Annotated in this window: 29 protein-coding genes; 18 read left to right on the forward strand and 11 right to left on the reverse strand. The window is 71.2% G+C overall.

Going from position 1 to position 26,881, the window contains the following annotated elements:
- Nucleotides 1–150 precede the first annotated feature (150 nt).
- Together DDW44_RS24495 and DDW44_RS24500 are read right to left on the reverse strand one after the other, a co-directional pair.
- On the reverse strand, nt 151–930 hold the full coding sequence (locus DDW44_RS24495; RefSeq protein ID WP_170814087.1) for a DUF4142 domain-containing protein: 780 nt from the start codon (nt 928–930) through the stop codon (nt 151–153).
- Nucleotides 931–1,168: 238 nt separating this feature from the next.
- Entirely contained in the window at nt 1,169–1,930 is a 762-nt protein-coding gene (locus DDW44_RS24500; RefSeq protein WP_108907760.1) for a peptidyl-tRNA hydrolase, read from the reverse strand.
- 345 nt (nt 1,931–2,275) lie between these two features.
- On the opposite strand from DDW44_RS24500, the gene DDW44_RS24505 reads away from it, so the two are divergent.
- Nucleotides 2,276–3,391 carry a S1 family peptidase gene (locus DDW44_RS24505; RefSeq protein WP_483027310.1) on the forward strand — a complete coding sequence of 372 codons (1,116 nt, stop codon included), beginning with the start codon at nt 2,276–2,278 and terminating at the stop codon, nt 3,389–3,391.
- A gap of 308 nt (nt 3,392–3,699) precedes the next feature.
- On the opposite strand, the gene DDW44_RS24510 is transcribed toward DDW44_RS24505, so the two are convergent.
- The 4 genes from DDW44_RS24510 to zapE form a co-directional block, all read right to left on the reverse strand.
- Nucleotides 3,700–4,650: a PPK2 family polyphosphate kinase gene (locus DDW44_RS24510; protein ID WP_425275659.1), complete on the reverse strand. Its 951-nt coding sequence runs from the start codon at nt 4,648–4,650 to the stop codon at nt 3,700–3,702.
- Nucleotides 4,651–4,843: 193 nt separating this feature from the next.
- Nucleotides 4,844–6,280: an alkaline phosphatase PhoX gene (locus tag DDW44_RS24515; RefSeq protein WP_108907763.1), complete on the reverse strand. Its 1,437-nt coding sequence runs from the start codon at nt 6,278–6,280 to the stop codon at nt 4,844–4,846.
- A 263-nt stretch (nt 6,281–6,543) separates the two neighbouring features.
- Nucleotides 6,544–6,969, reverse strand: a complete 426-nt coding sequence (locus DDW44_RS24520) for an OsmC family protein (protein ID WP_018888549.1) — start codon at nt 6,967–6,969, stop codon at nt 6,544–6,546.
- 62 nt (nt 6,970–7,031) lie between these two features.
- Nucleotides 7,032–8,087: a cell division protein ZapE gene (gene zapE / locus DDW44_RS24525; protein ID WP_018888550.1), complete on the reverse strand. Its 1,056-nt coding sequence runs from the start codon at nt 8,085–8,087 to the stop codon at nt 7,032–7,034.
- A 336-nt stretch (nt 8,088–8,423) separates the two neighbouring features.
- On the opposite strand from zapE, the gene DDW44_RS24530 reads away from it, so the two are divergent.
- From DDW44_RS24530 to DDW44_RS31800, 12 genes are all read left to right on the forward strand, one after another.
- On the forward strand, nt 8,424–9,203 hold the full coding sequence (locus tag DDW44_RS24530) for a pyrimidine reductase family protein (protein WP_026164795.1): 780 nt from the start codon (nt 8,424–8,426) through the stop codon (nt 9,201–9,203).
- Nucleotides 9,204–9,305: 102 nt separating this feature from the next.
- The gene (locus DDW44_RS24535) at nt 9,306–9,776 is read left to right on the forward strand and encodes a hypothetical protein (protein WP_017944746.1); all 471 of its coding nucleotides are present in this window, start codon (nt 9,306–9,308) and stop codon (nt 9,774–9,776) included.
- Between the two features lie 42 nt (nt 9,777–9,818).
- Nucleotides 9,819–11,213 (forward strand): UDP-N-acetylmuramate--L-alanine ligase, encoded by a 1,395-nt coding sequence (gene murC, locus DDW44_RS24540; protein WP_108907764.1) that lies wholly within the window; start codon nt 9,819–9,821, stop codon nt 11,211–11,213.
- 36 nt (nt 11,214–11,249) lie between these two features.
- Nucleotides 11,250–11,657: a peptide-methionine (R)-S-oxide reductase MsrB gene (msrB, locus tag DDW44_RS24545; RefSeq protein WP_108907765.1), complete on the forward strand. Its 408-nt coding sequence runs from the start codon at nt 11,250–11,252 to the stop codon at nt 11,655–11,657.
- A 236-nt stretch (nt 11,658–11,893) separates the two neighbouring features.
- The gene (locus DDW44_RS24550) at nt 11,894–13,066 is read left to right on the forward strand and encodes an acyltransferase family protein (protein WP_108907766.1); all 1,173 of its coding nucleotides are present in this window, start codon (nt 11,894–11,896) and stop codon (nt 13,064–13,066) included.
- Between the two features lie 152 nt (nt 13,067–13,218).
- Nucleotides 13,219–13,539, forward strand: a complete 321-nt coding sequence (locus DDW44_RS24555; RefSeq protein WP_108908935.1) for a hypothetical protein — start codon at nt 13,219–13,221, stop codon at nt 13,537–13,539.
- 395 nt (nt 13,540–13,934) lie between these two features.
- Nucleotides 13,935–14,672, forward strand: coding sequence for a DUF6461 domain-containing protein (locus DDW44_RS24560; RefSeq protein ID WP_108907767.1), 738 nt, complete (start codon nt 13,935–13,937; stop codon nt 14,670–14,672).
- A gap of 54 nt (nt 14,673–14,726) precedes the next feature.
- On the forward strand, nt 14,727–15,257 hold the full coding sequence (locus DDW44_RS24565; RefSeq protein ID WP_108907768.1) for an SMI1/KNR4 family protein: 531 nt from the start codon (nt 14,727–14,729) through the stop codon (nt 15,255–15,257).
- 175 nt (nt 15,258–15,432) lie between these two features.
- Entirely contained in the window at nt 15,433–16,557 is a 1,125-nt protein-coding gene (locus DDW44_RS24570) for an SMI1/KNR4 family protein (protein ID WP_108907769.1), read from the forward strand.
- A gap of 239 nt (nt 16,558–16,796) precedes the next feature.
- The gene (locus tag DDW44_RS24575) at nt 16,797–17,360 is read left to right on the forward strand and encodes a GNAT family N-acetyltransferase (RefSeq protein WP_108907770.1); all 564 of its coding nucleotides are present in this window, start codon (nt 16,797–16,799) and stop codon (nt 17,358–17,360) included.
- A 272-nt stretch (nt 17,361–17,632) separates the two neighbouring features.
- Nucleotides 17,633–18,169, forward strand: coding sequence for an SMI1/KNR4 family protein (locus DDW44_RS24580; RefSeq protein ID WP_108907771.1), 537 nt, complete (start codon nt 17,633–17,635; stop codon nt 18,167–18,169).
- A 109-nt stretch (nt 18,170–18,278) separates the two neighbouring features.
- Nucleotides 18,279–18,872 (forward strand): hypothetical protein, encoded by a 594-nt coding sequence (locus DDW44_RS31800; protein WP_167455531.1) that lies wholly within the window; start codon nt 18,279–18,281, stop codon nt 18,870–18,872.
- A 62-nt stretch (nt 18,873–18,934) separates the two neighbouring features.
- On the opposite strand, the gene DDW44_RS24585 is transcribed toward DDW44_RS31800, so the two are convergent.
- Complete coding sequence (locus DDW44_RS24585) at nt 18,935–19,909, reverse strand: MerR family transcriptional regulator (RefSeq protein ID WP_108907772.1); 975 nt, start codon at nt 19,907–19,909, stop codon at nt 18,935–18,937.
- Between the two features lie 100 nt (nt 19,910–20,009).
- On the opposite strand from DDW44_RS24585, the gene DDW44_RS24590 reads away from it, so the two are divergent.
- Entirely contained in the window at nt 20,010–20,810 is an 801-nt protein-coding gene (locus DDW44_RS24590; protein WP_108907773.1) for an alpha/beta fold hydrolase, read from the forward strand.
- Between the two features lie 58 nt (nt 20,811–20,868).
- On the opposite strand, the gene DDW44_RS24595 is transcribed toward DDW44_RS24590, so the two are convergent.
- Nucleotides 20,869–21,117, reverse strand: a complete 249-nt coding sequence (locus DDW44_RS24595) for a DUF397 domain-containing protein (RefSeq protein WP_108907774.1) — start codon at nt 21,115–21,117, stop codon at nt 20,869–20,871.
- Nucleotides 21,114–21,962, reverse strand: coding sequence for a helix-turn-helix domain-containing protein (locus tag DDW44_RS24600; RefSeq protein WP_108907775.1), 849 nt, complete (start codon nt 21,960–21,962; stop codon nt 21,114–21,116). Before DDW44_RS24600 ends, DDW44_RS24595 begins: the two co-directional genes overlap by 4 nt.
- A gap of 116 nt (nt 21,963–22,078) precedes the next feature.
- On the opposite strand from DDW44_RS24600, the gene DDW44_RS24605 reads away from it, so the two are divergent.
- Nucleotides 22,079–22,558, forward strand: a complete 480-nt coding sequence (locus DDW44_RS24605; RefSeq protein ID WP_108907776.1) for an ATP-binding protein — start codon at nt 22,079–22,081, stop codon at nt 22,556–22,558.
- A gap of 64 nt (nt 22,559–22,622) precedes the next feature.
- On the opposite strand, the gene DDW44_RS24610 is transcribed toward DDW44_RS24605, so the two are convergent.
- Complete coding sequence (locus tag DDW44_RS24610) at nt 22,623–23,012, reverse strand: VOC family protein (RefSeq protein WP_026281444.1); 390 nt, start codon at nt 23,010–23,012, stop codon at nt 22,623–22,625.
- Between the two features lie 79 nt (nt 23,013–23,091).
- Between DDW44_RS24610 and DDW44_RS24615 the strand changes: the two genes are divergently transcribed.
- Nucleotides 23,092–23,730 (forward strand): nucleoside/nucleotide kinase family protein, encoded by a 639-nt coding sequence (locus tag DDW44_RS24615; RefSeq protein ID WP_108907777.1) that lies wholly within the window; start codon nt 23,092–23,094, stop codon nt 23,728–23,730.
- 93 nt (nt 23,731–23,823) lie between these two features.
- Here DDW44_RS24615 and DDW44_RS24620 read toward each other — a convergent pair whose 3' ends face one another.
- The gene (locus DDW44_RS24620; protein ID WP_108907778.1) at nt 23,824–24,657 is read right to left on the reverse strand and encodes an oxidoreductase; all 834 of its coding nucleotides are present in this window, start codon (nt 24,655–24,657) and stop codon (nt 23,824–23,826) included.
- Between the two features lie 218 nt (nt 24,658–24,875).
- Here DDW44_RS24620 and DDW44_RS24625 point away from each other — a divergent pair, with 218 nt between their 5' ends.
- Both DDW44_RS24625 and DDW44_RS24630 read left to right on the forward strand, forming a co-directional pair.
- Nucleotides 24,876–25,457: a TetR/AcrR family transcriptional regulator gene (locus tag DDW44_RS24625; RefSeq protein WP_018888570.1), complete on the forward strand. Its 582-nt coding sequence runs from the start codon at nt 24,876–24,878 to the stop codon at nt 25,455–25,457.
- A 323-nt stretch (nt 25,458–25,780) separates the two neighbouring features.
- The gene (locus DDW44_RS24630) at nt 25,781–26,740 is read left to right on the forward strand and encodes a DUF1444 domain-containing protein (protein ID WP_108907779.1); all 960 of its coding nucleotides are present in this window, start codon (nt 25,781–25,783) and stop codon (nt 26,738–26,740) included.
- The last annotated feature ends 141 nt before the right edge of the window (nt 26,741–26,881 follow it).

A 26,881-nucleotide genomic window follows, 5' to 3' on the forward strand; every position in this document is an offset into this window, starting at 1 on the left:
GGGCCCTGCCCAATCCGGAGGAGGGGACGTTCAGAGCTTCATTTGAGGTTCCGGGAGCACCGGACGGGCGTTCCGCGGATCCCGCGCCGGGACTCCCGCACCGCGGATCCCGCACCGGGGCTCCCGCACCGCCGATCCCGGAACCTCGTGTCAGCCGCTCGCCCCCGGAGCCGGCCGGTTGGTGTTGACCGCGGTCGGCGGACCCGGCTGGGTCGAGGGACGCGAGGTGGTCTCGATCTCACCCGGCGGCACGACCGGGGTCGGCGCCGGCGGCAGGTTCCCGTCCGGCGGCGGCGGGCCCGAGGGGCTGGCCGTCGCAGCGCCCGCGGCCTCGTTGGCGATCGCGTCGAAGTCCACCATGCCGGTGTTCTCCAGCATGGTGATGTGATCCAGCACGGTCTGGTTCGCGTCGGACGCGAGCTGACGGATCAGAGTGTTGCGCGTGGTGTGGCGGACCTGGGCGATCAGGGCGAAGACCTTGCCGTGCGCGTTGCGCAGCAGGTTCGCGAACTTGTACTCGTACTCGCGGCCGCTGGCCGCCGACAGCTCTCTCAGCCAGCCCTGCTGCTGCTCGTTGGGCACGTTCGGCAGCTCCACGCCCAGCTTTGCGGCCACGTCGCGGGCCCGCTGGTCGAGGTCCGTGTGACCGACGATGAGGTGGTCGCCCGCGTCCTTGATCGCCTGGGTCGGGGCGCGCTCGATGGCCTGCTGCCCGGCGGGCAGCTCCCACAGGCCGGCGAGCCGCACCTTGACCAGGAAGTCGCGGTCGGTCGCCGTCAGCGGCCCCCACTGGGTGCCCACGGACGAGGCGTTGAGATTGGCCTGGCCAGTCCCGGACCGGTCGGCGTAGGACCATACGGGGAAAGCGAGCGCGCCCACTGTGGCGACCAGTGCCGCGATGATGAGAGCTGTCCCGTTGACGCGACGCAGCAAGTGTGCCTCCCGATCCGATGTGCGTACCGCGGAACCCCGGCTACGGAACCGGCGGTTCGAACTGCTTGGCAGTACCGGGAGGTACGTACGGGGGAGCGGTTGCGTTCAGCCCGGGACGGAAGGTCCTCGGGGCCCTCGCGCGGCGGGATCCCGGCCCCGTTCGCGGGGAGCCTCGTGCGCCGTTCCGGGGGTCTCGTCGCCGTCCGGGAGGACGTCCGCGCGGCTCGTCAGGGCCTCAGTACCGCACCGGATGGTCGGCGACGACCGTCACGGAGCCCGGGGCGACCTCCGTGAAACCGGCGTCCCGGACCGTCGGCAGGCCGCTCGCGGCGAGTTCGGCCCAGCGGCCGGGGGCGACGGTCCGCACCGCGAGCGGGAACCCGGCGTCACGCCACGCCGCGCGCTCGGTCTCGTCCATGTCCCACCACAGCAGCTGTGCCCCGTGCCCGACCTGGGCCATCTCCTTGCCCGTCGACATGTGCAGCTCGGGGTTGAGCCAGATCAGGGCCCGGTCGGGTCCGACGTCGCCGGCCGGCTGCTCGGCGTCATCGAGTTCCGTCCCCGACACCTGGAGCTTCGACAGCTCCCTGGGCCAGCCGTCCAGCGGCACCGGCGGGAACACCCGCACCTCGGCGCCGCCCCCGGTCGCCGTGATGCCGGGCAGCTCCGACGCCTTGCGCCACTCGGCGCCGCGCGCCCTGCGCACCACCTTGCGGATCCGGCCGTCCTGCCAGTCCCGTACCCGCGCGGCCCATTCGCCGTCCCCGGACGAGCGCTCGTCGGAGAGCATCAGCACGACCGCGCGGGCGGCGGTCTCCAGCGCGTCGGTACGGGACGGCGGCGCGTTCCGCTCGATCCGGACCACGAGCGGCAGGACGAACTGCGGAGCCTCGTCGCGCGGCGCCGCCGCCGCACGGTGGAAGGGGCTGTCGGTGCCGTGGGTGCCGTGCGTGCTGTCGGTGCTGCTGGAGCTGTCGGTGCTGTCGGTGCTGTTCACTCGCGTATTCTGCCAGCCGGCGCGAAACGGACACCGGCCCGGCCCGCCTGGACGGGGGCAGCGCGCGAGCGGCACGGGGACGCGCTCCGGGCGGGCCCCGCCGGGTCCCGCCGGGCCCGGCGGGACCGCCGTATGGGGCGGAGACGCTGCTCACCTCCCAATTCCCGCCGCGCTCCGCCGCCCTCCGGGGCACGCGGCAGCCGCAGGCTGACGATGCGTCAAGAAAGATTCTTTGCGCGGGCGATGAACGGATCCGGGGACGGCGTCCGTATGAAGGGCCGGACGCGTCCCCCCTCCCGGTCCACTTCGGCGACCGGAGTCCGTACCCCCGCAGGAGGCGAAGAGTTGAGTCACAGGCGTATACCCAAGCGGAAGGCGATTCTCGCCGGAGCCGGAGCGGTGGGCATCGCCGCAGCCGCCGTACTGCTGCCGAATGCCAACGCTTCGCAGTCCGGGTCCGAGGACGAGCGAACCGCTCCCAGAAAGATGAGTGCCGCATCCGCCGCGGAGCTCCTCCAGCAGCTGGGCAAGCAGCTCGGCGACTCCTACGGCGGCGCGTACTACGACGCGTCCAAGCAGCAGCTCATCGTGAACATCGTCGGCGATGACAACGATGTGGACATCGAGATCAAGCGGGCCGGTGCGGTGGCCCGCAGCGTGCAGAACAGCTTCTCCACGCTGAAGTCCGCCACCCGCACGCTCTCCGGCAAGGCCGCGGTCCCGGGGACGGCCTGGGCCATCGACCCCAGGAACAACCAGATCCTGGTGACCGCCGACCGCACCGTCACCGGCGAACGGTGGAACACCGTCGAGTCGGCCGTCGAGTCGCTCGGGGAGGGAGTCGCCCGGATACAGAAGTCGAAGGGCGAGTTCAAGCCCCTGCTGGAGGGCGGGGACGCCATCTTCAGCAGCGGTGGCGCGCGCTGCTCGCTCGGCTTCAACGTCACGACCCAGGACGGGCAGCCCGGCTTCCTCACGGCAGGCCACTGCACCGCCGCCTCCGAACAGTGGTCCGAGCAGCAGGGCGGCCAGCCGGTCGCCACCGCCCAGGAGTCCGTCTTCCCCGGTGAGGGCGACTTCGCACTCGTGACGTACGACGACCCGAACACCGACGCACCGAGCGCCGTCGACCTGGGCGACGGGCGGGTCCTGGAGATCGGTCAGGCGGCCGACGCGGCCGTCGGCCAGGAGGTCTTCCGCATGGGCAGCACCACCGGCCTCAACGGCGGTCAGGTGACCGGCCTGAACGCCACCGTGAACTACCCCGAGGGCACCGTCAGCGGTCTGATCCAGACCAACGTCTGCGCCGAACCGGGCGACAGCGGCGGTGCCCTGTTCACCAGGGACGGCAACGCCATCGGCCTCACCTCCGGCGGCAGCGGTGACTGCACCTCGGGCGGTGAGACCTTCTTCCAGCCGGTGACGACCGCTCTCGAGGCGGTCGGCGCACGCATCGGCTGACCCGGCCGGACCGGCCCCGCCGCCGGCCCGTCGCTCGCGGACCGTACGGGGGCGGCCCTGACGCCCCGGCCGCTCACGGACCGCACGGCCGGCCCGTCCGGAGGAGCACCGCCCCGTCCGGGCGTGGTGGCGGGCACGGCCCCCGAGCGGAGCCCGGCCGGAACTCGACCGGAGCCCGACCGGGGCCCGACCGGAACCCCGACCGGAAGGGAGAGCGAGGGAGAGCGAGGGAGGAGGAGAGGCGGCGGCGCGGCCCCGGGCATCGGCGGATGCCCGGGGCCGCACGGCTGCCCGCCCGCAGTCCGGCCTCAGCCGCCCTCCAGCAGCAGCCTCCTGCTCGCGGCGATGTCGAACTCGCCCTTCGGGTACTGCGGGTCGAGTTCCTCGAGGTGTTCCAGCAGCAGCCTGCTGACCGCCCAGTTGCGGTACCACTTGCGGTCGGCGGGCACGACGTACCAGGGTGCCTCGGGGGATGAGCAGTGCTCCAGGGCGCGTTCGTACGCCTCCTGGTAGTCGGGCCACAGGGCCCGCTCCTCGATGTCCCCCCGGTCGAACTTCCAGTGCTTGTCGGGGTTGTCGATGCGGGCCAGCAGCCGGCGCCGCTGCTCGTCGCGGGAGATGTGGAGGAACACCTTGACGATGGCGACGCCGTCCTCCGCGAGGGCCCGCTCGAAGGCGTTGATCTCTTCGTAGCGGCGTTGGATCCGCTCCCGCGGCACCACGCCGCGGACCCGGGCGATCAGGACGTCCTCGTAGTGCGAGCGGTCGAAGATCCCGATGTCGCCGGAGCGCGGCAGCTCCCGGGCGACGCGCCAGAGGAAGTGGTGGTCCCGCTCCTCCTCGGTGGGGGCCTTGAACGCCTTGATCCGGCAGCCCGCCGGATTGAAGTGGCCGATGACGTGCTTGACGGTGCCGCCCTTGCCACTGGTGTCCATGCCCTGGAGGATCAGCAGCAGCCGGCGCCGGTCGCCCGCCGTCGCCGCCGCGTACAGCCGCTCCTGCAGCCCGGCCAGGCGCTCGCCCGCCGCCGCGGCCGCCTCCAGGCCCGCCGCCTTGCTCCGGGGGCCGGCGGGGATCGCCCCGGGGTCGTACGAGGCGAGGTCGACGCGCCCGCCCGCCGGGACACGCAGCACGTCACCGAGCCGGCCGGGGAACCGGTGGGGAAAGCCGCCGGAAGCCGGGCCGTGGGAGCCCGGGGCACCGGAGGCTTGGGCGCCGGACACCGGAGGCCCCCCGGTGCGGCCGCTCTTCCTGGTCATGCTGGTCACCTCGGCCTCTCTTCCGGCGGTCTCCGGCGATGGACTCTCCGGCCGTGGACTGTCCGGTGATGGACCCTCCGATCCTCCACCCGAAGCGGCATCGAGGCGAGGGAGGCCCCGCCCGTCGGCGCGGCGGACCCGGGATCCTGTGGCGCGGCGGCCCCCGGAGGCACGGCGCGGCGAACCCCACTGCTCAGTGCCAGGGGCCGGTCACCGCGAACGTCGTACCGGGCGTGTAGCAGTTGACGTACATCGTCCCGCCGTCCGGTGAGAAGGTGACCCCTGCGAACTCGCCCCACTCGGGCTCCTCCGGGGTGCCGAGGTTCTGGCGGTTGCGCGCCATCGGGTACACCTCGCCCCGCTTGGTCAGCCCGTACACGTGCTGGGCGCCGTTCCCGTCCTCGCACACCATCAGCCCGCCGCCCGGGGCGAGGCAGATGTTGTCCGGGGACTCGCCGGGCAGCCGCACGTCGGTCGCCGGCCCGAAGACCACGACCAGGGTCAGCCGGCGCCGCTCCGGTTCGTACCGCCACACCTGACCGAAGTGGTCGGCAGCCGATCCGTCGGTGCTGCGGGCGAAACTGCACACGAAGTAGACGGACGAGCCGCCCCAGTAGCAGCCCTCCAGCTTCTGGGCGTGGGTGATGCCCTTCGGGCCGAAGTCCTGGAGACGCACGGGGGTCTGACGGGCCTGCGGATCGGGTACGGGAACCCACTCGACGCCGTCGAAGCGTGCCCCGGTCTCCTGGATCGCGGACAGGTCCGGCACCCCCGGGACCCGCATCGCCTCCAGTCGTCCGCCTGCCCGCAGGGAGCCGGTGCCGCCGAGCGGCTTCTCCGGCAGGAAGCGGTAGAACAGCCCGAACGGCCTGTCGAAGGCGTCCTCCGTCTCGTAGACGATCCCGCGGCGCGGATCGACGGCGACGGCCTCGTGCTGGAAGCGGCCCAGCGCGGTCAGCGGCACGGCGCCGGTCCGGCGGGGATCGGCGCCGTCCACCTCGAAGACGAATCCGTGGTCCTTGGTGTAGCCGTTGGTGCCGGCCTTGTCCTCGGTCTCCTCGCAGGTGAGCCAGGTACCCCAGGGCGTGGGCCCGCCCGCGCAGTTGACGGCGGTGCCCGCGATGGCGACGCGCTCGTCCAGGACGTTGTTGCGCCCGTCGAGGGTGAGCGCCGTGCAGCCGCCCTTCGCCGCCGGGTCGTAGGTGAGGCCGTCGACGGCGGGAACGCCGAGGCCGGCACTGTGCCGGTTCTCGTGGTTGCGTACGAGATGGATCCTGCCGCGGCGTCCGGGCAGGGCGGTCATGCCGTCGTGGCGGCCGGGTACCGGGCCCTCGCCGGAACGCAGCGGCTCGCCCTCGCGGGAGAGCACCCGGTAGCGGAAACCTTTCGGCAGGTCGAGCAGGCCCCGCGGGTCGGGGACGAGGGGGCCGTATCCGCGGTGGCCCCGGGCGGCGGCGGTCCCCGCGAACAACTCGGAGAAGGCGCCGGTGAAGGCGATGCCGGCGACCGCGGCACCCGTACCGGCGAGGACCTGGCGCCGTGTCGCGGAGGGGGCGCCGGAGCGGTCCGGCGCTTCGGCGCCCCCGCTCCCGGCGGTCCCCGCTGCTTCCTGCTTGCGTTCTGCGGTCATGAGGCGACTCCCTGCTGGCGGACAGAGACGTGACCCGCATGTGTGTACCAGGCGTGTGGCCACGCGTGAAGCATGCGGGTCACGGTGCCCCGTGGGACGCGAGCTGTCGCGTGCGCAACCGTGGGACGCGAGCTGCCGCGTGCGCAGCCATGGGATGCGCGCTGTCACGTGCGCAGCCATGGGACGCGAGCTGTCACGTGCGCAGCCATGGGCGCGCTGTCGCCCGCGCGGCGTGAGGCGTCGCGTGAGCGCGGCGAGGCCTGCTACGCGAGCTTCGCCGTCAGGGTGATCTCCGTCCCCGAGAGGGCCTGGCTCACCGGGCAGTTCTTCTTGGCCTCCTCGGCGGCGGCCTGGAAGCCCTCCTGGTCGAGACCGGGAACCCGGCCCTCGACGGTCAGGTGGATGCCGGTGATGCCCTCGCCCGGCTGGAAGGTGACGTCGGCCTTGGTCTCCAGGCGGGTGGGCGGCGTACCGGCACCCGCGAGGCCGTGCGAGAGGGCCATGGAGAAGCAGCTGGAGTGGGCGCCGGCGATCAGCTCCTCGGGGCTGGTCTTGCCGTTCGCCTGCTCGGCGCGCGACGGCCAGGAGACGGGGAAGTCGCCGATGCCGGACGAGTCGAACGTGACGACGCCGGAGCCGGAGAGCAGGTCGCCGTCCCAGACGGTGTGGGCCTGGCGCGTGGTGGCCATGATGGATCCCTTTCTCAAAGCACTCAACGAATCGGTTCCAACCGGGCCCAACCTACTGGAGGCTACGGGGCGACGAGTCCCTTGGCGTCCCGTGCCAGTGCCGTCAGCCGGGAGATCGCCCGGTAGTACTTCTTCCGGTAGCCGCCCTTCAGCATCTCCTCACCGAACAGCCGGTCGAAGGGGAGACCGGAGGCCAGCACCGGCACCTCCCGGTCGTAGAGCCGGTCGGCCAGTACGACGAGCCGCAGTGCCGTCGACTGGTCCGGCACCGGCCGCACGTCGGTGAGGCAGACCGCGCGCAACCCGTCCGTCAGCGCGCCGTAGCGGCTGGGGTGCACCCGTGCGAGATGCTCCAGCAGCTCGGGGAAGGCGTCCAGCGAGGCGCCCTCGGTGGCGTGCGCGGCCCGGGTGACCTGCTCGTCGGAGAACGGCGCGGGCGCTTCGGGCAGGCCGCGGTGGCGGTAGTCCTCGCCGTCGATCCGCAGCGGCCGGAAGTGTGCGGACAGGCCCTGGATCTCGCGGAGGAAGTCGGCGGCGGCGAAGCGGCCCTCGCCGAGCTTGCCGGGCAGGGTGTTGGAGGTCGCCGCGAGAGCGACGCCCGCCTCGACGAGCTTGCCGAGCAGGGTCGACACGAGCACGGTGTCGCCCGGGTCGTCCAGCTCGAACTCGTCGATGCACAGGAGCCGGTGGCCGCTCAGGGTCGTCACGGTCTGCTGGAAGCCGAGCGCGCCGACCAGGTTCGTCAGCTCGACGAAGGTACCGAAGGCCTTGAGGGCCGGCTCGGCGGGCGTGGCGTGCCAGAGGGAGGCCAGGAGATGGGTCTTTCCGACGCCGTAGCCGCCGTCCAGATAGACCCCGCGCGGCGCGGTGGGCGCGGCGGGCTTCCGCGAGAACCAGCGGCGCCTGCCGCTGCCGGTGGCGTGCGCGCCGCCCAGCCCCGCGGCGAACGAGCCCAGCACGGTGACCGCCTCGGCCTGGCTGGGCTGGTTCGGATCCGGGACGTACGTCTCGAAGCGCACCGAGTCGAAGCGCGGCGGCGGAACCATCTCCGCGACCAGACGGTCGGCGGGGACGCGGGGCTCGCGTGCGCACAGCGAGAGCGGGACGGCTTCGGTCATGGGGGTGGTCGACACAACCACCCACTGTACTGAGTCCGGGTGGACGGCCACTGAGTCCGGGTGGACGGCCGGCCGGCACGTCGGGCGCCTCCGGCCGCGGGGACGGCCCGCGGTGCGGGGGCGGGGGCCGGCCGTGTGTGATCGGCCGGGCGCGCGGCGTGACCGCGCGGTCCCGCCGCGAGGACGGCCGGCCGCGGCCGTCGGGGGGCCGCCGGATGGACGCCCCGGCCCCGGTACGCCTGCGTGCGGGCCCGCGCCCCGCCCGGTGGGCGGCGAGGAGCCGGGACCGCGCACGGCCCGCTACACGCGCCCGCGGGCCGTGCCAGACTGCTCGGCATGCGACGCCTGTTCCCCCTGCCCGACCCGAACGACCCCGACGGTGCCCGTGCCGTGACCGACCGCGCGTGGGGGCTGGACGAACTGGCCGACGCCTACGCCTACCCGGCCACGGACGGCCCCTGGCTGCGGGCCAACATGGTCTCGTCCCTCGACGGCGCCGCCCAGCACGACGGGACGTCGCAGCCGCTGTCGTCCGACGCGGACATGCGGATCTTCGGCACCCTGCGGGCACTGGCCGACGCCGTGGTCGTCGGCGCCGAGACGGTCCGGCAGGAGGGCTACCGCCCGGCGCGCGCCCGGGACGCCTTCGCCGGGCGCCGTGCGGCCGCCGGACAGGGCCCCGCTCCCGCCGTCGCCGTGGTCAGTGCGAGCCTCGATCTGGACTTCTCGCTGCCCCTCTTCACTTCGCCTTTGGTGCCGACGCTGGTCCTGACCGGTGCCGCCGCCTCGCCGGAGCGGGTCGCCGCCGCCGAGAAGGCCGGGGCGGAGGTCCTCGTCGCGGGTGAGGGGATGGGCGTCGACCCGGCGCGGGCCGTCGAGGCGCTGGCCGGGCGCGGCCTGCGGCGGCTGCTGACGGAGGGAGGGCCGAGGCTCCTGGGCCAGTTCGTCGCGTCCGGGGTGCTGGACGAGCTGTGCCTGACGGTGTCGCCGACGCTCACCTCCGGCACCGCGCAGCGGATCGCGTACGGGTCCGGCCGGGCCGTGCCGGAGCGTTTCGCCCTGGTGTCCCTGCTGGAGGAGGCCGGGTTCCTCTTCACCCGATACCGTCGGACCTGACATGGGCGGCAGGGTATGCACCGGTTTGTTCCGGCGGGGCACACTACTCGCAGGCCCCGTGCGCAGACGGGGAAGGACGGTTCCGGCAGAAGGGCACCTGACGTGTTCACAAGCGTACTGATGATCGAGAGGCCCCTCACGGCGACCGACGTGGAGTTCGTCACGACGCTGCACGGGGACGAGCCCGTGTCGTTCATCGTGCTCATGCAGCCGCGCGGCGACCAGGCCGATCTGCTGCTGCGGGCCATCGACGACGTCGCCATGGGCGAGCTCAAGGAGGCCGTCCGCGAGGGCGAGGAGCCGGAGGGGGCGGAGGCCCGGCAGCCCGCGGAACTCGGCCTGGTGCACTCCCTGAACGCCCTCCGCGCCGCCGGGGCCGAGGCCGTCGGCCAGGTCGTCGAGAGCCACCCGATCGACAAGATGAAGACCGTCGTCGACGAGTCCGGCGCCGACGAGGTGATCGTGCTGACCGCGCCCCACTACGTGGAGGAGTTCTTCCACCGCGACTGGGCCTCCCGCGCCCGGCACAAGGTCGGTGTACCGGTGCTGAAGCTCTTCGCGCACAGCGAATAGGCTGGGCCCCTCGTACGACGTCGCACCCTGGGAGACACACGCATGGCATCCGGCATCCCCCACGCCATGGAACGGCCGCACTTCATCGGCATCGGCGGCGCCGGAATGTCCGGGATCGCCAAGATCCTCGCCCAGCGGGGCGCCAAGGTCGCGGGCAGTGACGCCAAGGAGTCCGCGACGGCCGACGCGCTGCGGGCCCTCGGCGCGACCGTGCACGTCGGGCACGCCGCCGAGCACCTCGCGGACGACGCCTCCTGCGTCGTCGTCTCCAGCGCCATCCGCGCCGACAACCCCGAGCTGGCCCGCGCCGCCGAGCTCGGCGTACCGGTCGTCCACCGCTCCGACGCGCTCGCCGCGCTGATGCGCACCGCGCGCACCATCGCGGTGGCCGGCACCCACGGCAAGACCACCACCACCTCGATGCTCGCCGTGGCCCTGACCGAGCTGGGGCTCGACCCCTCGTACGCCATCGGCGGGGACCTCGCCGGGCCCGGCACCAACGCCCGGCACGGCGACGGCGACCTGTTCGTCGCCGAGGCCGACGAGAGCGACCGCAGCTTCCAGAAGTACGACCCGGACGTCGCGATCGTCCTCAACGTCGAGCTCGACCACCACGCCAACTACGCCTCCATGGACGAGATCCACGAGTCCTTCGAGGCGTTCGTCGCCAAGATCCCGGCGGGCGGGACGCTGGTCGTCGGCGAGCACACCGGAGCCCGCGAACTGGCCGCCAGGGTCTCCGGACGCGCGGACCTCACCGTCGTCACCGTCGGGGAGGACGAGGGCGCCGACGTCCGGATCCGCTCGATCACCCCCCACGGCATGACCAGCGAGGTCACGGTCGCGCTCCCGGACGCCGGAGACATCACCTTCACCGTCTCCGTGCCCGGACGCCACTACGCGCACAACGCGGCCGCCGCCCTCGCCGCGGGCGTCCGCACGGGCCTGGACCCGGCCGGGCTGGCCCACGCCCTCACCGCCTACACCGGCGTCGGCCGCCGCCTCCAGCTCAAGGGCGAGGCGGGCGGCGTCCAGGTCATCGACTCGTACGCGCACCACCCCACCGAGATGACCGCCGACCTCGAGGCCATGCGCGCCGCGGCGGGCGACCGGCGGCTGCTGGTCGTCTTCCAGCCGCACCTGTTCTCCCGCACCCAGGAGCTCGGCACCGAGATGGGCCGTGCGCTGGCGCTCGCGGACGCCTCCGTGGTCCTGGACATCTACCCGGCCCGGGAGGACCCGATCCCCGGCGTCACCAGCGCGCTGATCACCGACGCCGCCGAGGCGGCGGGCGCCCGGGTGACCCCCGTCCACGACCAGGGGAGCGTCCCGGACGTGATCGCGGGAATGGCCGTGCCGGGCGATCTGGTTCTCACCATGGGGGCCGGCGATGTGACGGACCTCGGTCCGAGGATCCTGGCCCGCCTGTCGGACTGAGGCCCTCCGGGGCCCTAGCGGTGAGGGAGACCGATCATGGCCTACGACGTCGAGAAGCCGGACGAGCAGTGGCGCGCGGAGCTGAGCCCCGCGGAGTACGCCGTGCTCCGGCAGGCCGGCACCGAGCCCGCCTTCACCGGTGAGTACACGGACACCAAGACCAAGGGTGTCTACTCCTGCCGGGCGTGCGGCGCGGAGCTCTTTACCTCCGGGGAGAAGTTCGCGTCGCACTGCGGCTGGCCGTCCTTCTACGACCCGAAGGACTCCGACGCGGTGGAACTGCTGGAGGACCGGTCGTACGGCATGGTCCGCACCGAGGTGCGCTGCGCGCGCTGCGGCTCGCACCTCGGGCACGTCTTCGAGGGCGAGGGCTATCCGACGCCGACCGACCAGCGGTACTGCATCAACTCGATCTCGCTGCGGCTGGAGCCGGACGAGAGCTGATCCCTCCGGCTCGCCCTTGCCGGCCCTGCGGCATGTGCGGTGCGCGCGCTGCGGCTCGCACCGCGGGCACGTCTTCGAGGGCGAGCAACCCGGCGCCGAGCGGCCAGGGATCCGCGCCCACGCGATCCCGCTGCGGCCGGAGCCGGACGGGGAGGCGTGACCATCCGCATACGCGCCCGGCGGTGCGGTGCCGGGCCCCCGTCCAGGGCTCGTCGCGCGCCCCCGATAATCGCCCCATGCCACACAAGGTCCCCAGCCCCCGAGCCTCCGCCGTCCCGTCCGGCAGGGACGGCCTCCCGTCCCTCACAGGACTGCGCTTCTGGGCGGCGCTCCTGGTGGTCGCGTACCACCTCTCGCGGCAGGTCGGTCAGCTACCCGGGGCCAGTGAGCTGGCCTGGTACGGCCGCAGCGGAGTGACCTTCTTCTTTGTGCTGTCCGGATTCGTCCTGGCATGGACGTACGACGGCAGGCAGGTGCCCGCGAAGGTCTTTCTGTGGAGACGCTTCGCCCGTATCTGGCCGCTCCTCGCCACCACGACGGTGCTGTCCGTAGGGGTGTGGCTCGCCCTCGGCAAGACCGTGTCGGCGAAGGCCGTGGCCGCGACGCTGCTGTTGGTCAACGCCTGGATACCCGACCGGGTCATGCTGCAGGGCGGCAATCCCGCCGCATGGTCGCTCAGCGACGAGGCGTGGTTCTATCTGATCTTTCCCGTGCTGATGGCCCTGCCGGCCGTGCGTTCACGCCGTGGGCGGCGCCGGATCTGGGTGATGGTCTGTGCCGGCGTCGTCCTGGTGTGGCTGAGCGGTGCCCTGATCGCCGACGGGGTGCCGCGCGTCTGGGCGCTCGACTATCTGCCGCTGACCCGGACTCTGCAGTTCCTGCTCGGCGTGGTGGCCGGACTCGCGGTGGCCCGGGGCTGGCGGCCGCCCATCGGTCTGTGGTCTGCCATATCGTTGGCGATCGGCTGGCACCTCGTGTTGATTCCCTGGTCGGAGGCCGTGTCCGACGCTCTCTGGTACGGCCCGTACCACGCCTCGCACCTGCTCTCCACGCCGCTCTTCGCGCTCCTCGTGGCCGCGGCCGCGCACGCGGACCTGAACGGCCGGAAGACGGGACTCGGCGGAAAGTGGGCCATACACCTCGGGCACTGGTCGTTCGCCTGGTACCTGATCCACGAAATCGTCATCCGGGTGTGGGTGGCGAACCACGGCCGGCCCACGGGGCTGTCCGACACCGCCATGGTGTGGCTGGTGGTCGTCGCGGTGAGCCTGGCCCTGTCCGCGTGCGCCTATCGCTGGGTGGAGCATCCCCTCGAGCGACGACTGCGCGGCTTCGGCCCGCGGGTACCGGCGGATGACGGACGCATCGGCGAGGCGCGGCCTGCGGGCGAGACGGTGCGGCAGAACTGATTCGGGATCATCCGGTGTGGCCGGAACGGTTCCTTCCCGTCACGAACCAGGGCCGGCAGCCCTGGCCCAAGGGCGGCAACGTCAAGCTCCGCTCCAGCGTGCAGACGCAAAACGGCTGGTCACGGGTGCGTTCTGTGCAGGACCCTGAGCACATGCCTCAACGTCTCATGTTCGTGCAGTTGAAGACCGGTTACGACACCGACCGCGGACCCTCGTGGATCGGGTGGGTGGACTTCTCGAAGACCTGGAGTACCGCGTACTTTCGCGGAAGGACACTGCGCCGGTCAGGGAAGATGTTCGATGCGAACTTCCACGATGTGCAGACCAACGAGGAGTTCTGGGTCTCCGGGCCGAAGCGGGACCGCACCGACAGCCACTACGGCCCCTCCAACCCCGAGATCGAGCCGGACGCCGTCGAGACCTATAGCGCCTTCCTGGCGGGCGCACCCCTGCCCGGCCGGGAGAACGGCTGACCTCGCGCCCTTGCGAGCGCCTGTCCGGGTCTTCATCAGATGGCTGGAGCGTGCTTCTGACCTGCAGCGACGGGACGTGTCGAGGGTGCCGTCAGCTGTGAGGAGAAGCCCTCTCCGGGTGAACAGGCGCATCGGGTCGTATCCGCCCTTCTGCGTCCAGTGCGATGGGGGTGTGAGCAGGTCTCGCGGGTCGGTGGGGCGCCACTGCTGGAGACCGTCCGCAAGACCGGGTTGGTCAAGGCGACGTCGGCGGCGCTGACGCCGTGGCGCTCGTCGCGGACATCGCGGACGATGCGGACGTTGCTGATACGGACCGGGCGCAGCCGGAATCCCGGCTCCAGCTGTGAGAACCGGCGTATCGGGCACTGTCAGAGGCGTCAGGCACACTGAGCCGTATGAACTCGGTGACCGCACACGACTACGCCTGGATCCGCACCTCGCTGCTCTTCCGCCACATGATGGAGAGCGGATACACCTTGACACTGATTCGGGGGCGGGGTCCGCAGGTGGTGCTGCGTGCGATGGAGGCGGAACCGCGCGGCACCGGGGAGGGGACGGCCGGGCTGATCGAGGCGGATGACGCTCACCGTGCCGAGGTGGATTACGACGACTGGGACGAGTCCTACGTCGCGGGCGCCTTCAAGGTCCCAGGAGAGAAGGGCGACTGGACAGTCGTCCTCGGCTTTGACGGTGGCCTTGGGATGCCGTGTGCGGAGACGCTGTCGGAGGGCGGCCGGGTCGTGGCGCACTCGAGCAACGGAGGCAAGCCCATCCACCTCTTCCACTGGTTTGAGGATGGTGAGCTCCGTACGATGTTCGAGGGCCCATCGGCGCGCGATGGCAGCAGCCCCGACGAACTGGTTCCCCTGCTGCGGGAAGTCGGCTTCCCGCTGACTCCCGAGGGAGAGCACGACGAGAACGCCCCGGCCGTCGACGGCAAGGCGGCGGTCCTCGCTTTGGCAGAGAGACTCACCGGCATACGCATCACCGAATCCCTCCTCCAGGACGCCACGTACGAACTGGGACTCGTCCCCGAACAGCCCGCCGAGGAGTGGACCGGCCTGGTCGTCGACATCACCGATGCCCACGGAGAGCGCCTGTACAAGGAGCTTGGATCTGAAATGGGTTGGTAGTGTCGGTGGTGCCTATAGTGTGCGTGTTCGCAACGTGCCCGGTGGGAGGAACTGATGTCCTGGGCTGATCGGCTCGTGATGGCTGTCGGTAGGCGTCCGCTTGGCCTATCTGTCGACTGGTCGGCGATCGAGGCTCGTATGGGAACCGCTCTGCCCGCCGACTACAAGGAATTTTGCGAGATATTCGGCAGTGGCTATTTCTCCGACTACCTCACCGTATATGACTCGGTGGGGGGTGAAGACTCGAGGCTGGCCGACGTGTATGAGGGCAACTGGCAGATCGCCGAAGAGGATGAAGCGGGTCGCTACTATTATGCCCCGTACGGGCTTTTCCGGCCGAACAGTCAGGGCGGGCTTCTTCAGTGGGGCACGAGCGTTCAAGGTGATGAGTTCGCGTGGCTGGCCGACAGTTCCATGCCGCCAGAGTCCTGGCCTGTGCTGGCGCGAGATGATGCACAGCACTCTCAGCACTTTGCCATGTCGATGAGTGAATTCGTGTACCGTCTGCTGGCAGACAGGTCTTTTGAGGGGTTCGCGGGGTTCGGAGCGACCGAGGAAGCTCCCGATTTCACGCCCTACTCCTGACCTTCTCTTGGTGGCCTGTCTCTCCGCGTCCAACCCGTGAAGTAGTGGTTCTCACAGGGCCCTCACCACGTTGTCGGCCCAACCTCCCTGTTCGCGCCGCAGGTTGGGGTAGGTCAGGTGCTTCCCCGCCCTCCCGGTCAACACCCGTTCGCTCCCGGTAAAGGTCCATAGCCCCGTGAATGCTTCAGATCCGCACGTCGACGCCTTCGCCGAGATCTTCGGCGATCCGCCGCGCGACTACGCCGTACCTGTCGACTGGGCGGCAGTCGAGTCCTGGTTGGGGACGAGCCTGCCCGCCGACTACAAGGCCGTCACCGCCGCGTACGGCCCACTCGACCTCGGCGCCTGGCTCTGGCTCCACATGCCGTGTGTCAACCGCGGTTCGTTCGACTACGGGGCCTGGGTCCAGCAGACTCGGCGTGACGCCCCCGGCGTCCTTCCCTTCGGCGCCACCCGCACCGCCGATACCCTCTACTGGGACACCACGGCATCCGACGACCCCGACCAGTGGCCGGTCGTCATGCACTGTCAGGATGACGCGAACGCGGGCCGCGATCCCTGGCGGCGCTTCGCGACCCCGCTCGTGCCGACTCTGGCCCGTCTCGTGGCCGACGGCATGCGCCCCGTGGCCGCCCGAAGCGGCATACAAAGCGGCCTGGAGCAAGCCCCGTGGACACCGCCGCCTCGGCGACCGGAGCCAACCGCTCGGCGGCGGGCGGCGCTCACCACAGGCAGCGGGCTGGAGACTTTGATCGCACTCGTCCCGCCGCCGGAGACACCCGTGCTCGGTGAGCACGACTGGGCCTGGCTGTACGAACGGCTCGGTACACGTCTGCCCGGCGAGTACATACAACTGATGGAGCGGTACGGGGCCGGCTCCTGGTGCGGCTGGCTGCGCTTCAACATCCCCTTCGGTGAGGACGAGTACGCGCTCGCACCGTGGGCCGAGTGGCACGCGGAGACCTATCAGGGGCAGCGAGCCAAGTTCCCCGAGTACCATCCCCTGGCTGTCTATCCCGAGCCCGGGGGATTCCTGCCCTTCGCCGACTCCATCGACGGCGACCGACTGGGCTGGCTGACCGAAGGCGCCACGCCGGACGACTGGCCATTGATCGTTGTACCGCGCCATGCCGACCAAGGCGCACCGCTGAACCCCGACCTCACCGAAACCCTGCTGGAGTGGCTGCGCGGCCGGTTCGCGACCGAGGGCCTGCCCCCGTTCGGCTGCCGCGACGAGGACCGCCTCGACTACATCGAATTCGAGCCCTGCGACGCGGAACCAGCCGCTGATGACCAATGACTCGGCGCCGCGTTGGTCGCGTTGCGGGAACTGAGGTGTGCCCTCATCCGCATCACCATGTCACCCGCCGTTGTCGTGGTGGCCGGTCCGGGATGCTCCTCCGGCCGGGATGTTCCTCGGTGGAGGGTCGAATGATCTGGGGGCCGGCAGGGCGCACTGCCGGGGGTGGCAGGGCGCGGCGCGTACCATGCGGAGTCGTTGAGGCCGTTTCACCCGCGCGTTCCCTTCCCGGAGTCACCATGCCGCTGCCCTGTCCCGAACTGCTGCCCGGCGGGGGCTTCATCCTGCGCCGGCACCGCTCCGCGGACGGGGAGGCGTTCGCGGCCTTTCTCACCGACCCCGAGGCCACCCGCTACATGGCCTTCACGGCAGAGCAGAAGACAACGCAGGGCGCACAGACCATGCTCGACTACGTGATCTCCGCCTACGGTTCCGATCACGAGGTTCTGTCCCTGACCATCGCGGACGCGGCGGACGACTCGTACCTGGGCTCGATCGGGGGCACCGTGACGGAGACGGAAGGGGTGGTGGAGATCTACTACACGATCGTCCCCGGCGCGCAGGGGCGTGGCCTGGCCACCGACGCCGTGCGACTGCTGCTCGCGTACCTCTTCGCGCTTCCCGGCGTCACCTCGGTTCGCGCGGACGTCACCACCGAGAACCGGCCGTCGCTGCGCGTGCTGGAAAAGCTGGGCTTCGAGGATCGCGGTCCTGTGGAGCGGAGCGCCGGAGGCGGAGAGCTCCCCTACGACTCCCTCACCGGACGCCGGTACGTACTGGACGCCGGCACCTACGAGGTGTGAGGCGCCGCCGCTGCGGTCCGGCGGTCGAGGTACCGCACGAGTTCAGTCGCAGCGCGCCCCCTGGAAGTGATCAGGAGAACGCTTTGACCTCGAGTCGGCGGGACGGAATCCGCGGAGCGCACGGTGTGGAGGCGGCATCGGCCCCGTCGCTCGGTCAGTGGCCGGACTGAAATGGCTCAGTGGTGGAAATTCTCCCGGAGATGTCGCTCGGTTGGACTGTGACGTGAGAAGCGATCCGCGCGGCGATGTGCGTGCTGGGATGTTCTGCAAGGGTGGCGATTGATTTGTACATGGATAGGTTCCGGCAGATTCTCGGGGATCCGCTGGCTCAGGGAGACGTCGTCGATGAATGGCGCTCGACCGAAGGGTCTTTGGGGGTCTCTCTGCCCGTCGACTACAAAGAATTCGTGTCTGCCTTCGGGATGTGTGAGGTCGGAGGCGTACTGGACTTCTTTCATCCGCAGGCTCCTCCTGGAGACTTCTCACGCTCTCCCCTGGTTCAGATGGAATTGCTGAGCAGTGTCTATGCTCGCCGCAGAGCGAAGAGGGCGGCTGGTGTCCCGTATCGACTGATGTCAGAGGGAGGGGGCCTCTTGCCGGTGGCCATGTTCCGTGGTGGCGCCTACCTGCACATGGCAAGAGGGCTGGCGGGTGATGTCGAATGGGGCGTGGTCATTGATGACCGCCACGGATGGCACGAGTACCGGATGAGTTTCAGTGATTTCTTCATTCGGGCACTCGAAGGGCGCTTGGATCCGCCGTTGTTCGCGTCTGAAGTGATCGCGGATCCGACTTACCGTCTTCAGTGAGGAATCGAGCGCAAGGTGTTCCCGACTCCTGTGAAATGAGGGGCTTCCATGCCGGTCGGGGAGACTCCATGACAACCGAGAGGTGCATATGCGGGATTCTCTGCGACAGATGATGGAACTCATGCCTCCTCATGACGGCGCCGGGAGTCGAGTCGACTGGACCGCGGCAGCGGCCGGGTGTCGAGTCCCCGGCTTCCCTTCTGACTATCAGGGATTTATCGCTGCATATGGAGAGGGGGAGATCAGTCAAAGTATCAGCGTGCTGGTTCCGCAGTCAGCGGCATCGGTACCCGCGTACGTTGACAGATTGCCCGAGGACACTGTCATCGCACCCGGCATGCAGGACTGGCAGCGGCCGGAGTTGGCCGCAGCCTATCGCCTGGAGGATATGATCAGGTGGGGTGGAACGGCCGCTGCGGACGCTCTGTGCTGGGTGGCTTCCGGTCTCGATCCGGAGAAGTGGCCGGTCGCTGTGTGGGCACGCCATGGTGGAGGGTGGGAGGTCTATGACTGTGGAATGGTGGAATTCCTGCTGAAGGTTTTTCGGGCGGATTTTCCGGAGTGCCCCATCAGTGACCTATCGCTATGGGGAAATTCCGCGCCACGATTTCTGCATATGCAGGAAGAGCAGCGAATCAGGGACACCGGAATCGACCCGTGGACCGGAGAACCCGATCCTTGGGCAGGCGTGGAATTCGATTGACTCGATCCATCCCTAAACAGACCGAAGATCCCTGTAGTACCTGTGAGGAGGCTCGCCCGGGTTCAGCCCGCTGGCCGCGCGGTCCCCGCGTTCAGCGCCGTGCACAGCCAGTCGTGGGCGGAGCCGGGGTTCGGTTCGGGTGGGGCGCCCGGTGGGGTGGACAGTTCGGCCGTGAGCTGCCAGTACACGTCGATACGGGGATCGGCGGCCAGTTGGCGGCGCAGGAGCCGGCGGAACGCCGGGGTGTCGCGTGTGCCGCGTGACACGGCGTAGGCGGAGACGAAGCAGTCGAGCGCCTCGCCCGCCCAGGGTGGCCGCCCCGCCCGGAGCTCGGCCGACGCCAGCGCGTACGCCTCGCCGAGACCGTCGTAGAGCACGGCGGGATGGTAGCCCCGGTCGGGCAGGTGGACGGCTGGCTGCGGCCGGGCGGAACCGGAGCAGTTTGCCGACACCAGTGCGTGCATCCGGGCGAAGGCCCAGACCTGCGTGGGCGTCGGGTCGTCGGGGAGGTGCGGCACGGCCTGGTCGAGGAACGCCGAGACCACCCGGGCCGGAAGGCGCGGCGGCAGCCAGTACCGCCAGAAGCGCGCCATCGGTGCCGTGCTGGGCGGCACGGCCACCGCGCCGACGAGCCGCAGCCGCTCGGCGCGCTCACCGGCCGCGCAGTCCCGCAGCAGCCGCAGGGACGCCTCCTGCCAGCGCAGGGCGGACAGTTGGGAGCCCACCTTCTGCAACTGGCCGGTGATGGCTGCCTCAAGTACGTCGTTCGTACGGGTGTCGGCGTTCGTACCGGCGGTACGGTCGTCGTCCTGGCTGTCCACGATCCGGCGCACCTCGGGGAGCGGCAGGCCGAGTTCCCGAAGTGAGCGGATCAGCCGCAGCCGGTCCAGGGCTTCGGGGCCGTAGCGGCGGTGGCCGCCCGTGCTGCGGCCCGACTCGGGGAGCAGGCCCCGGTCCGAGTAGAAGCGGACCGTCTTGACCGTGACTCCGGCTCGCTCCGCCAGTTCTCCGATGGTCAGTGGGGCGTTCGTCGGCACGGCTTGAACCTCCCTCAGGGGGAGTTCCTACGGTACCCGCGCCGGGCCGGCCTACGGGGGGCCGGCCCGGCGGGGACACGACCCCGTGGAGGAGGGACCCATGACGGCGTTCGTACTGGTGTCGGGAGGCCACACCGGAGGGTGGGTCTGGCGGGACGTGGCCGCCGGACTGAGGGAGTCGGGAGCGGTGGCGTACCCGGTGACCCTGACGGGGATGGGCGACCGCCGCCATCTCGGCGGCCCGGACACGGACATGGGCACCCATGTCGAGGACCTGGTGCAGATCGTGGACCACGCCGACGAGCCGGAGGTGGTGCTGGTCGGGCACTGCTACGGCAGCTATCCGGTGCTCGGGGCCGCGTCCCGGCGCCCGGAACGGGTCGGCCGGATCGTCTTCGTGGACGCGCCGCTGCCCCGCGACGGCCTCTCCGTGCTCCAGCAGGTACGCGAGCAGATGCCGGACGGCCCCGTACGCGACCGGATGCTGGGCCAGCCCGCCCGGGTCGAGGGCGGCTGGCGGGTGCCCGCGCCCACCGCGGAGGAGTGGCGGGAGTGGGGGAACCCGGCGGGCGTCCCCGAGGACGGGATCGCGCGTCTGGCGCGTCTCGCCGCGCCGCAGCCGGTGGGCACCCTCACCACGCCGGTCCGTTTCACGGGCGCGGTGGACGAGCTGCCCATGACGGGCGTCTTCTGTACGGACGGCGGCACCATGGACGTCGCCGGAGTCGAGGCGCTGGTGGCCACGGGCAGCCCGCTCTTCCGGCAACTGGCCGAGCCGCGCTGGGGGTTCTTCGAACTCGCCACCGGGCACTGGCCGATGCTGTCCACCCCCGGCGAACTGGTGGAGATCCTGCTGCGGGCCGCGGCGGGGGAGGGGCGGCGGCTCGGCGCCCGCAGCTGAGCGCGGCGACCGGCCCCCCGGGAGGGTGCGGTCGGGCCCCGCACGGGGCCCGACCGGTTCAGCCCCCGGCCGCGTAGGAGACGAAGTGGGTCCAGGCGGTGGGGGAGAGGGCGAGCTGGGGGCCCGGGGCCTGCTTGGAGTCCCGGACGTGGACGGTGGTGGGGCAGGCGGCGACCTCCACGCAGTCGCCGTCGCCGCCGCTGCTGTAGGAGGACTTGTGCCAGGAGAGCGCGACCTCCACGCAGTCGTCGCCGTCGCCGCTGCTGTAGCTGCTCTTGAACCAGGCCAGTTCTGTGCTGCCGCTCATAGGGCTCCTCGCATCCGACGCAACAGGCTCAGTGAGTCCTCCAGGGTAAGCGCCTGGGAGCGCATCCTGGCATAGCGCATCTGGAGCACACTGATCTCCCGGGGGTCGGAGACGAACTGGCCGCCTCGTTGGCCCTCGCAGTAGCCGAACCACTTGTTCTCGCGGGTCTCCAGCAGCCGCATCGGTCCGCCGAGTCCCGCGTGGCTCTCCCGTACCAGTGGCATGATCTGGAGCTCGATGTTGCGGAGTTCGGCCAGTTCGAGGAGATGGTCGAGCAGCTCGCGGGTGACCGCCGGCCCGCCCATCCGGCGCAGCAGCAGATGCTCTTCGAGGATGAAGCTGTACGCCGTGTTCGGGCGCTCCCTGAGCAGCCGCTGCCGTTCCAGCCGGGCCGCCGTCTGCGCCTCGATCTGCTCGTCCCCCAGCGGCGGGAGCTGGTTGACGAACAGTGTCCGCGCGTACGCCTCCGTCTGCAACAGGCCCGGAACCAAGCGGCATTCGTAGGTGGCGAGGCTGCTTGCCACCGCCTCCAGCCGCGCCCATCTGCGGAACCACGCCGCCAGCCCGGGCCTTCGCGAGAGATGCTGCGCGGCCCGCCGCAGCACGCCCGTGTTGCCGAGGGCCGTCTCCGCCCGCTCCACGAAGCCGTCGTCCGGCATCCGGCGGCCCAGCTCGATCGAGGCCACCGTGTGCTTGGAGTACCCGACGAGCGGGGCGAAGTCGCCGCGGCTGAGACCCGCGTGCTCCCGCAGGGCCTGGACCACCGCCCCGAACGTCCGCAGACTGTCCGAGGCTTCCGGCTCCGTGGTGTGCGTACCGGCTCCGCCGGTGTCCGTCATCGCCATCGGGCCATCGTCACGGATGGTGACCCGTACCGTCTACAAGGAGTGCGTGTACGCTGACTCAGCGTACGTGGGGGTCCGCTGGAGAAACCCCTGGTCCGGCCGCAGAATTGGGGCTCATGACCGCATCGGCCACCCCACCGGCCATCCCCGCCGCCCCCCAACCGCCCGTCACCGTACGTGTGTTCTTACAGCGCTTCAGCTCCACGCCGCGCGGTGCCCGGCTCGCCCGGCATCTGGCGCTCCACCAACTGCACTCCTGGGGCGTTCCGCACGGGACGGAGACGTCCGAGACGGCCGCCGTCCTGGTCGCCGAACTGGCGGCGAACGCGGTGACCCACGGCCTCGTGCCGGGCCGGGACTTCGAGCTGCGGCTCGCCCTGGAGCCCGGGAAGCTCATCGTGGACGTGTCGGACCCGCGGGGCGAGTGCCGCCCGCCCCGGCCCGGTGAGATGCGGGCCTCGGCCGAACGCCCCGGTGAGGGGGAGGGCGGGCGTGGGCTGGTGCTCGTCGCGGCGCTCGCCGACCGGTGGTCGGTCCTCGACCGGGTGCCGGTCGGCAAGACCGTACGCGCCGAGCTGGACCTGCCGGCACGCTGAGCGTCCGGAGCGCCGGGGCGACGCGGACGCCGGGTGCCCGCGCGGACAGGGGATCTCTCGGGCGCTACGCGGGCTGGAGCAGGTCCCAGCGGTTGCCGTACAGGTCCTCGAAGACGGCCACCGAACCGTACGGCTCGTGGCGCGGCTCCTCCAGGAAGCGGACGCCGGCCGCCGTCATCCTGGCGTGGTCGCGGGCGAAGTCGTCGGTGTGGAGGAAGAATCCGACACGGCCGCCGGTCTGGGCGCCCACGCTCGCCGACTGCTCCTCGCCGTGCGCCCGCGCCAGCAGCAGATCCGTGCCGCCCGCGCCGCCGCCGGGCCGGACCACGACCCATCGCGAACCGTCGCCCCGGTCGGTGTCCTCGACGAGGGTGAAGCCGAGGGCGTCCCGGTAGAAGGCGATGGCCTCGTCGTAGTCGCGCACGACCAGGGTGACGAGGGCGATGCGGGGCAGCGGTGCGGCGGACACGGGGGATCGGGTCTCCTTGCTCGGGGGCGCCCCAGTATCGCCGAGGCCCTGCACAATGCCTCGCATGGACCCCTCGATCGAGCAGCTCACCGACCGCGCCGGCCGTCTCGCCCGACGCGGCGGACGGCACCTCCTCGGCATCGCGGGGCCGCCCGGCGCGGGCAAGTCCACGCTCGCCGCGGAACTCGTGTCGCGACTCGGCCCGGAGCGTGCCGTGCTCGTCCCCATGGACGGCTTCCACCTGGCGCAGACCGAACTGGAAAGGCTCGGCCGGGCGGGGCGCAAGGGCGCCCCGGACACCTTCGACGCGGCCGGTTTCGTGGCGCTGCTGGCCCGGCTCCGTACCCGCGAGGCGGGGACGACCGTGTACGCGCCGGCTTTCGACCGGAGCATCGAGGAACCGGTGGCGGGCAGTATCGCGGTCGGCCCGGACGTTCCGCTCGTCCTCACCGAGGGCAACTACCTGCTGCACGACGAAGGGCCCTGGGCGCGGGTCCGCGCGCTGCTCGACGAGGTCTGGTATCTGGAGCTTCCCGACGCGGTGCGGGTGCCCCGGCTGGTGGACCGGCATGTGCGCTTCGGCAAGGAGCGATGCGACGCCGAGCGCTGGGTCCGCGACTCCGACGAGCTCAACGCCCGGCTGGTGGCGCACGGCCGGCACCGCGCCCACCTCACCGTACGCATGGGGCCGCGGGGATCGTGACCGGGCGCGCCGCGGTCCGTGCCCCGGCGCTCCTGCGCCTTGGTCCGCGCCTGCGCGCGCCCGCCTGCGCTCTCGCCCGCCCCCGGCCGCGTGCTATGCGCCGAGGCTGCCCATGGCGCGTGCGACGAGCGCGTCGTACGCCCGGTCGGGCAGGATCCGGCGGACCATGATCAGCGGCTTGGCACCCATCCCCACCGCGTAACGGGTCCTGGGGCGGCGGCTGGTGGCGGCCCGGCCGATGGCGCGGGCGACGACCGACGGGGACGAGGAGCGGCGTGCGTTGCTGTCCGACTCAAGGGTCCCGGCCATGGAGGCGATCTGCCCGGCGTACGCGCTGTCCTCGCCGAGCTTGCGGAGCTTGCCGGCGGCGATTGAGCTCCACTCGGTGCGGATGGCGCCCGGTTCGACGATGACGACGTCGACGCCGAAGGGCCTGACCTCCATGCGGAGGGAGTCGCTGAAGCCTTCGAGGGCGAACTTCGTGCCGTGGTACCAGGCGCCCAGCGGTGTGTGGATCTTGCCGCCCATCGAGGTGATGTTGATGATGCGGCCGTGGCGCCGGGAGCGCATGTGCGGCAGGACGAGCTGGGTCAGCCGGGCGGCGCCGAAGACGTTGACCTCGAACTGGTGCCGGGCCTCCTCCAGCGCCACCTCCTCGACCGGGCCGTACGAGCCGTATCCGGCGTTGTTGACCAGGACGTCGATCCGGCCGGTCTCGGCGACGATCCGGTCCACCCCAGCGCGCATCGAGTCCTCGTCGGTGACGTCCATGGCGATGGTGCGGACGCCCCGCTCGGCCAGGCCGGACATCCGCTCGACCCGGCGGGCGGCGCCGTAGACGGTGAATCCGCGGGCGTGCAGTTCCAGGGCTGCGGCTTCGCCTATGCCGGAAGAGGCTCCGGTGACCAGGGCGACCTTGCTCGACATGACGGGGTCCTCCGATGGGGGCGATAGATAAAGTGAACCATGGCTCACCATTATCATGAGCGCTAGTTCATGTTTGTGCAAGCCGGGTGGCCGGGATCCTGAACTAGAATTCATGTTCCTGCCGTGCGCCGGTGCGCCGCCGTCGCGTGCCCTTGGGTGACGGTCCGGTCCGACCCGCGACCGTGGCAGTCCGCCCCTGGCCGAGTTACGGAGGACCCATGGCCGGTTCCCGCCCGCTGCGCGCGGACGCCGTCCGCAACCGGACGAAGATCCTGGCCGCCGCGCGCGAGCAGATCACCCTCCACGGACCCGATGTCCCGATGGACGCCATCGCCGAAGCGGCGGGAGTGGCCGTGGGCACGCTCTACCGCCACTTCCCCACCAAGACGGACCTGGTGGGGGCTGTCATCGCCGAGCACAGCGAGACCATCACCGTCGATATCGAGGCCGCGGCGGCACGCGTCGGGGAGGGCTCCCGCGCGATGGCGGAGATCACCCGGCTGGCCGAACGCACGATCGAGGCCGCGGCCCGGGACCGCAGTGTGAAGGCGGCGGCTCAGACCCTGGGTGCCGCGCACTGGACCGAACGGCAGGAGCAGCGGTTCCGAGCCGCGATGGAGCGGATCATCGCCGCCGCCGTCGCCGACGGGGACCTCCGTCCCGACGTCACCGTCGACGACTTCCTGATGCTGGTCCTCACCGCCCCCACCGACCAGGAGCCCGCCGTGCGCTCCCGGTGGCTGGCGCTCTTCCTGGCCGGGTTCACGGTCCGTGCGGATCAGGGGGCGGGCGGGGCCTGACTGCGTGGCCGGCGGTCGGCCCGGGCCTCGGGAGCCGTGCGTGCGCCGCGCCTGCACGGCACATGCGTCACGTGGGCGCCGCGCCTGCACGGCACATGAGTCACGCGCGCATCGCGGCTGCACGGCACATGCGTCACGTGGGCGCGGCGGCCGCACGGCCCACGCGCCGCGGATGCGCCGGGAGGGCGCCGAACGGGCCTGGCAAGCGGGGCCCCGGGTGTGCTCGGTACGCTCGAAACCTGAGCACGCACAGCGCAGAACCGAACACACGCAACATCCGGGCAATCAGGATCCGATCCGACACAGGACGAGCGGGGGCCGACGTGAGGCTGTTCCGGCGAGGGCCGAAGCGCGACGGGGACGACACGCCCCGGGACGCCGAGTTCGCCTTCTTCTCGGTGGCGGAGGGCTCCCACTTCCGCGGCCAGGTCCGGGAGGCATTCGCCGAGCGAGGCCTGGAGGTCACCGTCTACGCGGACGTCGTCACCGACAGCGCCGGACGCCAGTTCGGGCTCGGCAACCTGGCCGCCGTCTGCCACAACGACGAGCGGGGCCCGCGCGTATGGCCCAAGGTCATCCGCGACCACGTCGGCATGGTGCTCCGCACCATGGACGCGCCGTCCGCGCTGGACACCCTGCCGCCCGAGCAGATCCGGTCCCAGCTGTACCCGCGGGTGATCGGCTCCGAGGGCCTGGACAGGGAAACGTTCCGCTACGCCCGGGCACTCGCGCCGGGACTGAGCGAGGTACTCGCGCTCGACCTCCCCGAGAGCGTGATGATCCTGACCGACGAAGCCCTCGCACCGCTCGGGGACGTCCCGGTGCTCCGCGAGCGGGCGATGGCCAATCTGCGAGACCTTCCCGTGGAAGGCCACGAGACCATCAAGGACGCCGGAGGGATGCGCCTGGAGGTGGTGGTCGGCGACTCCTTCTACACGGCCAGCCGCGTCCTCGCGCTGGACACGCTCGCCCGCCAGGTCACCGGGCAGCACATCACGCAGGACGGCGCGCTGGTCGCGCTTCCGTTCCGGCACCAGATCGCCTTCCACGTCATCCGCGACGCCGGCGTGATCCCGTCCCTGAACGCGCTGGCCGCCTTCGCCGCGTCGGGGTACGCCGACACGCCGGGGGCGATCACCCCGTACGTCTACTGGTGGCGGGCGGGGACGCTGACCCAGCTCAGCGACCGCGACGAGGACGGGGACGGGCTGCGGATCGTGGTCGGCGAGGACTTCCAGGACATGCTGGAGCGTCTCGTGGCCCGGCATCCGGGCGACGACTGAGGCCCGGCCGGTTCACGGATCGCGACTGCGCCCGCCCGGAACGCCCCGCCGCCGGGGCGGAGGAGCACGACTGGCCCGCGCCGGAGGCCGCCGTCCGGGCGGGAGCCGCCGTCGAACCCGAGCACCGATGCGAGGGGGCTC

This window comes from Streptomyces tirandamycinicus, assembly GCF_003097515.1.
Taxonomy (GTDB): domain Bacteria; phylum Actinomycetota; class Actinomycetes; order Streptomycetales; family Streptomycetaceae; genus Streptomyces; species Streptomyces tirandamycinicus.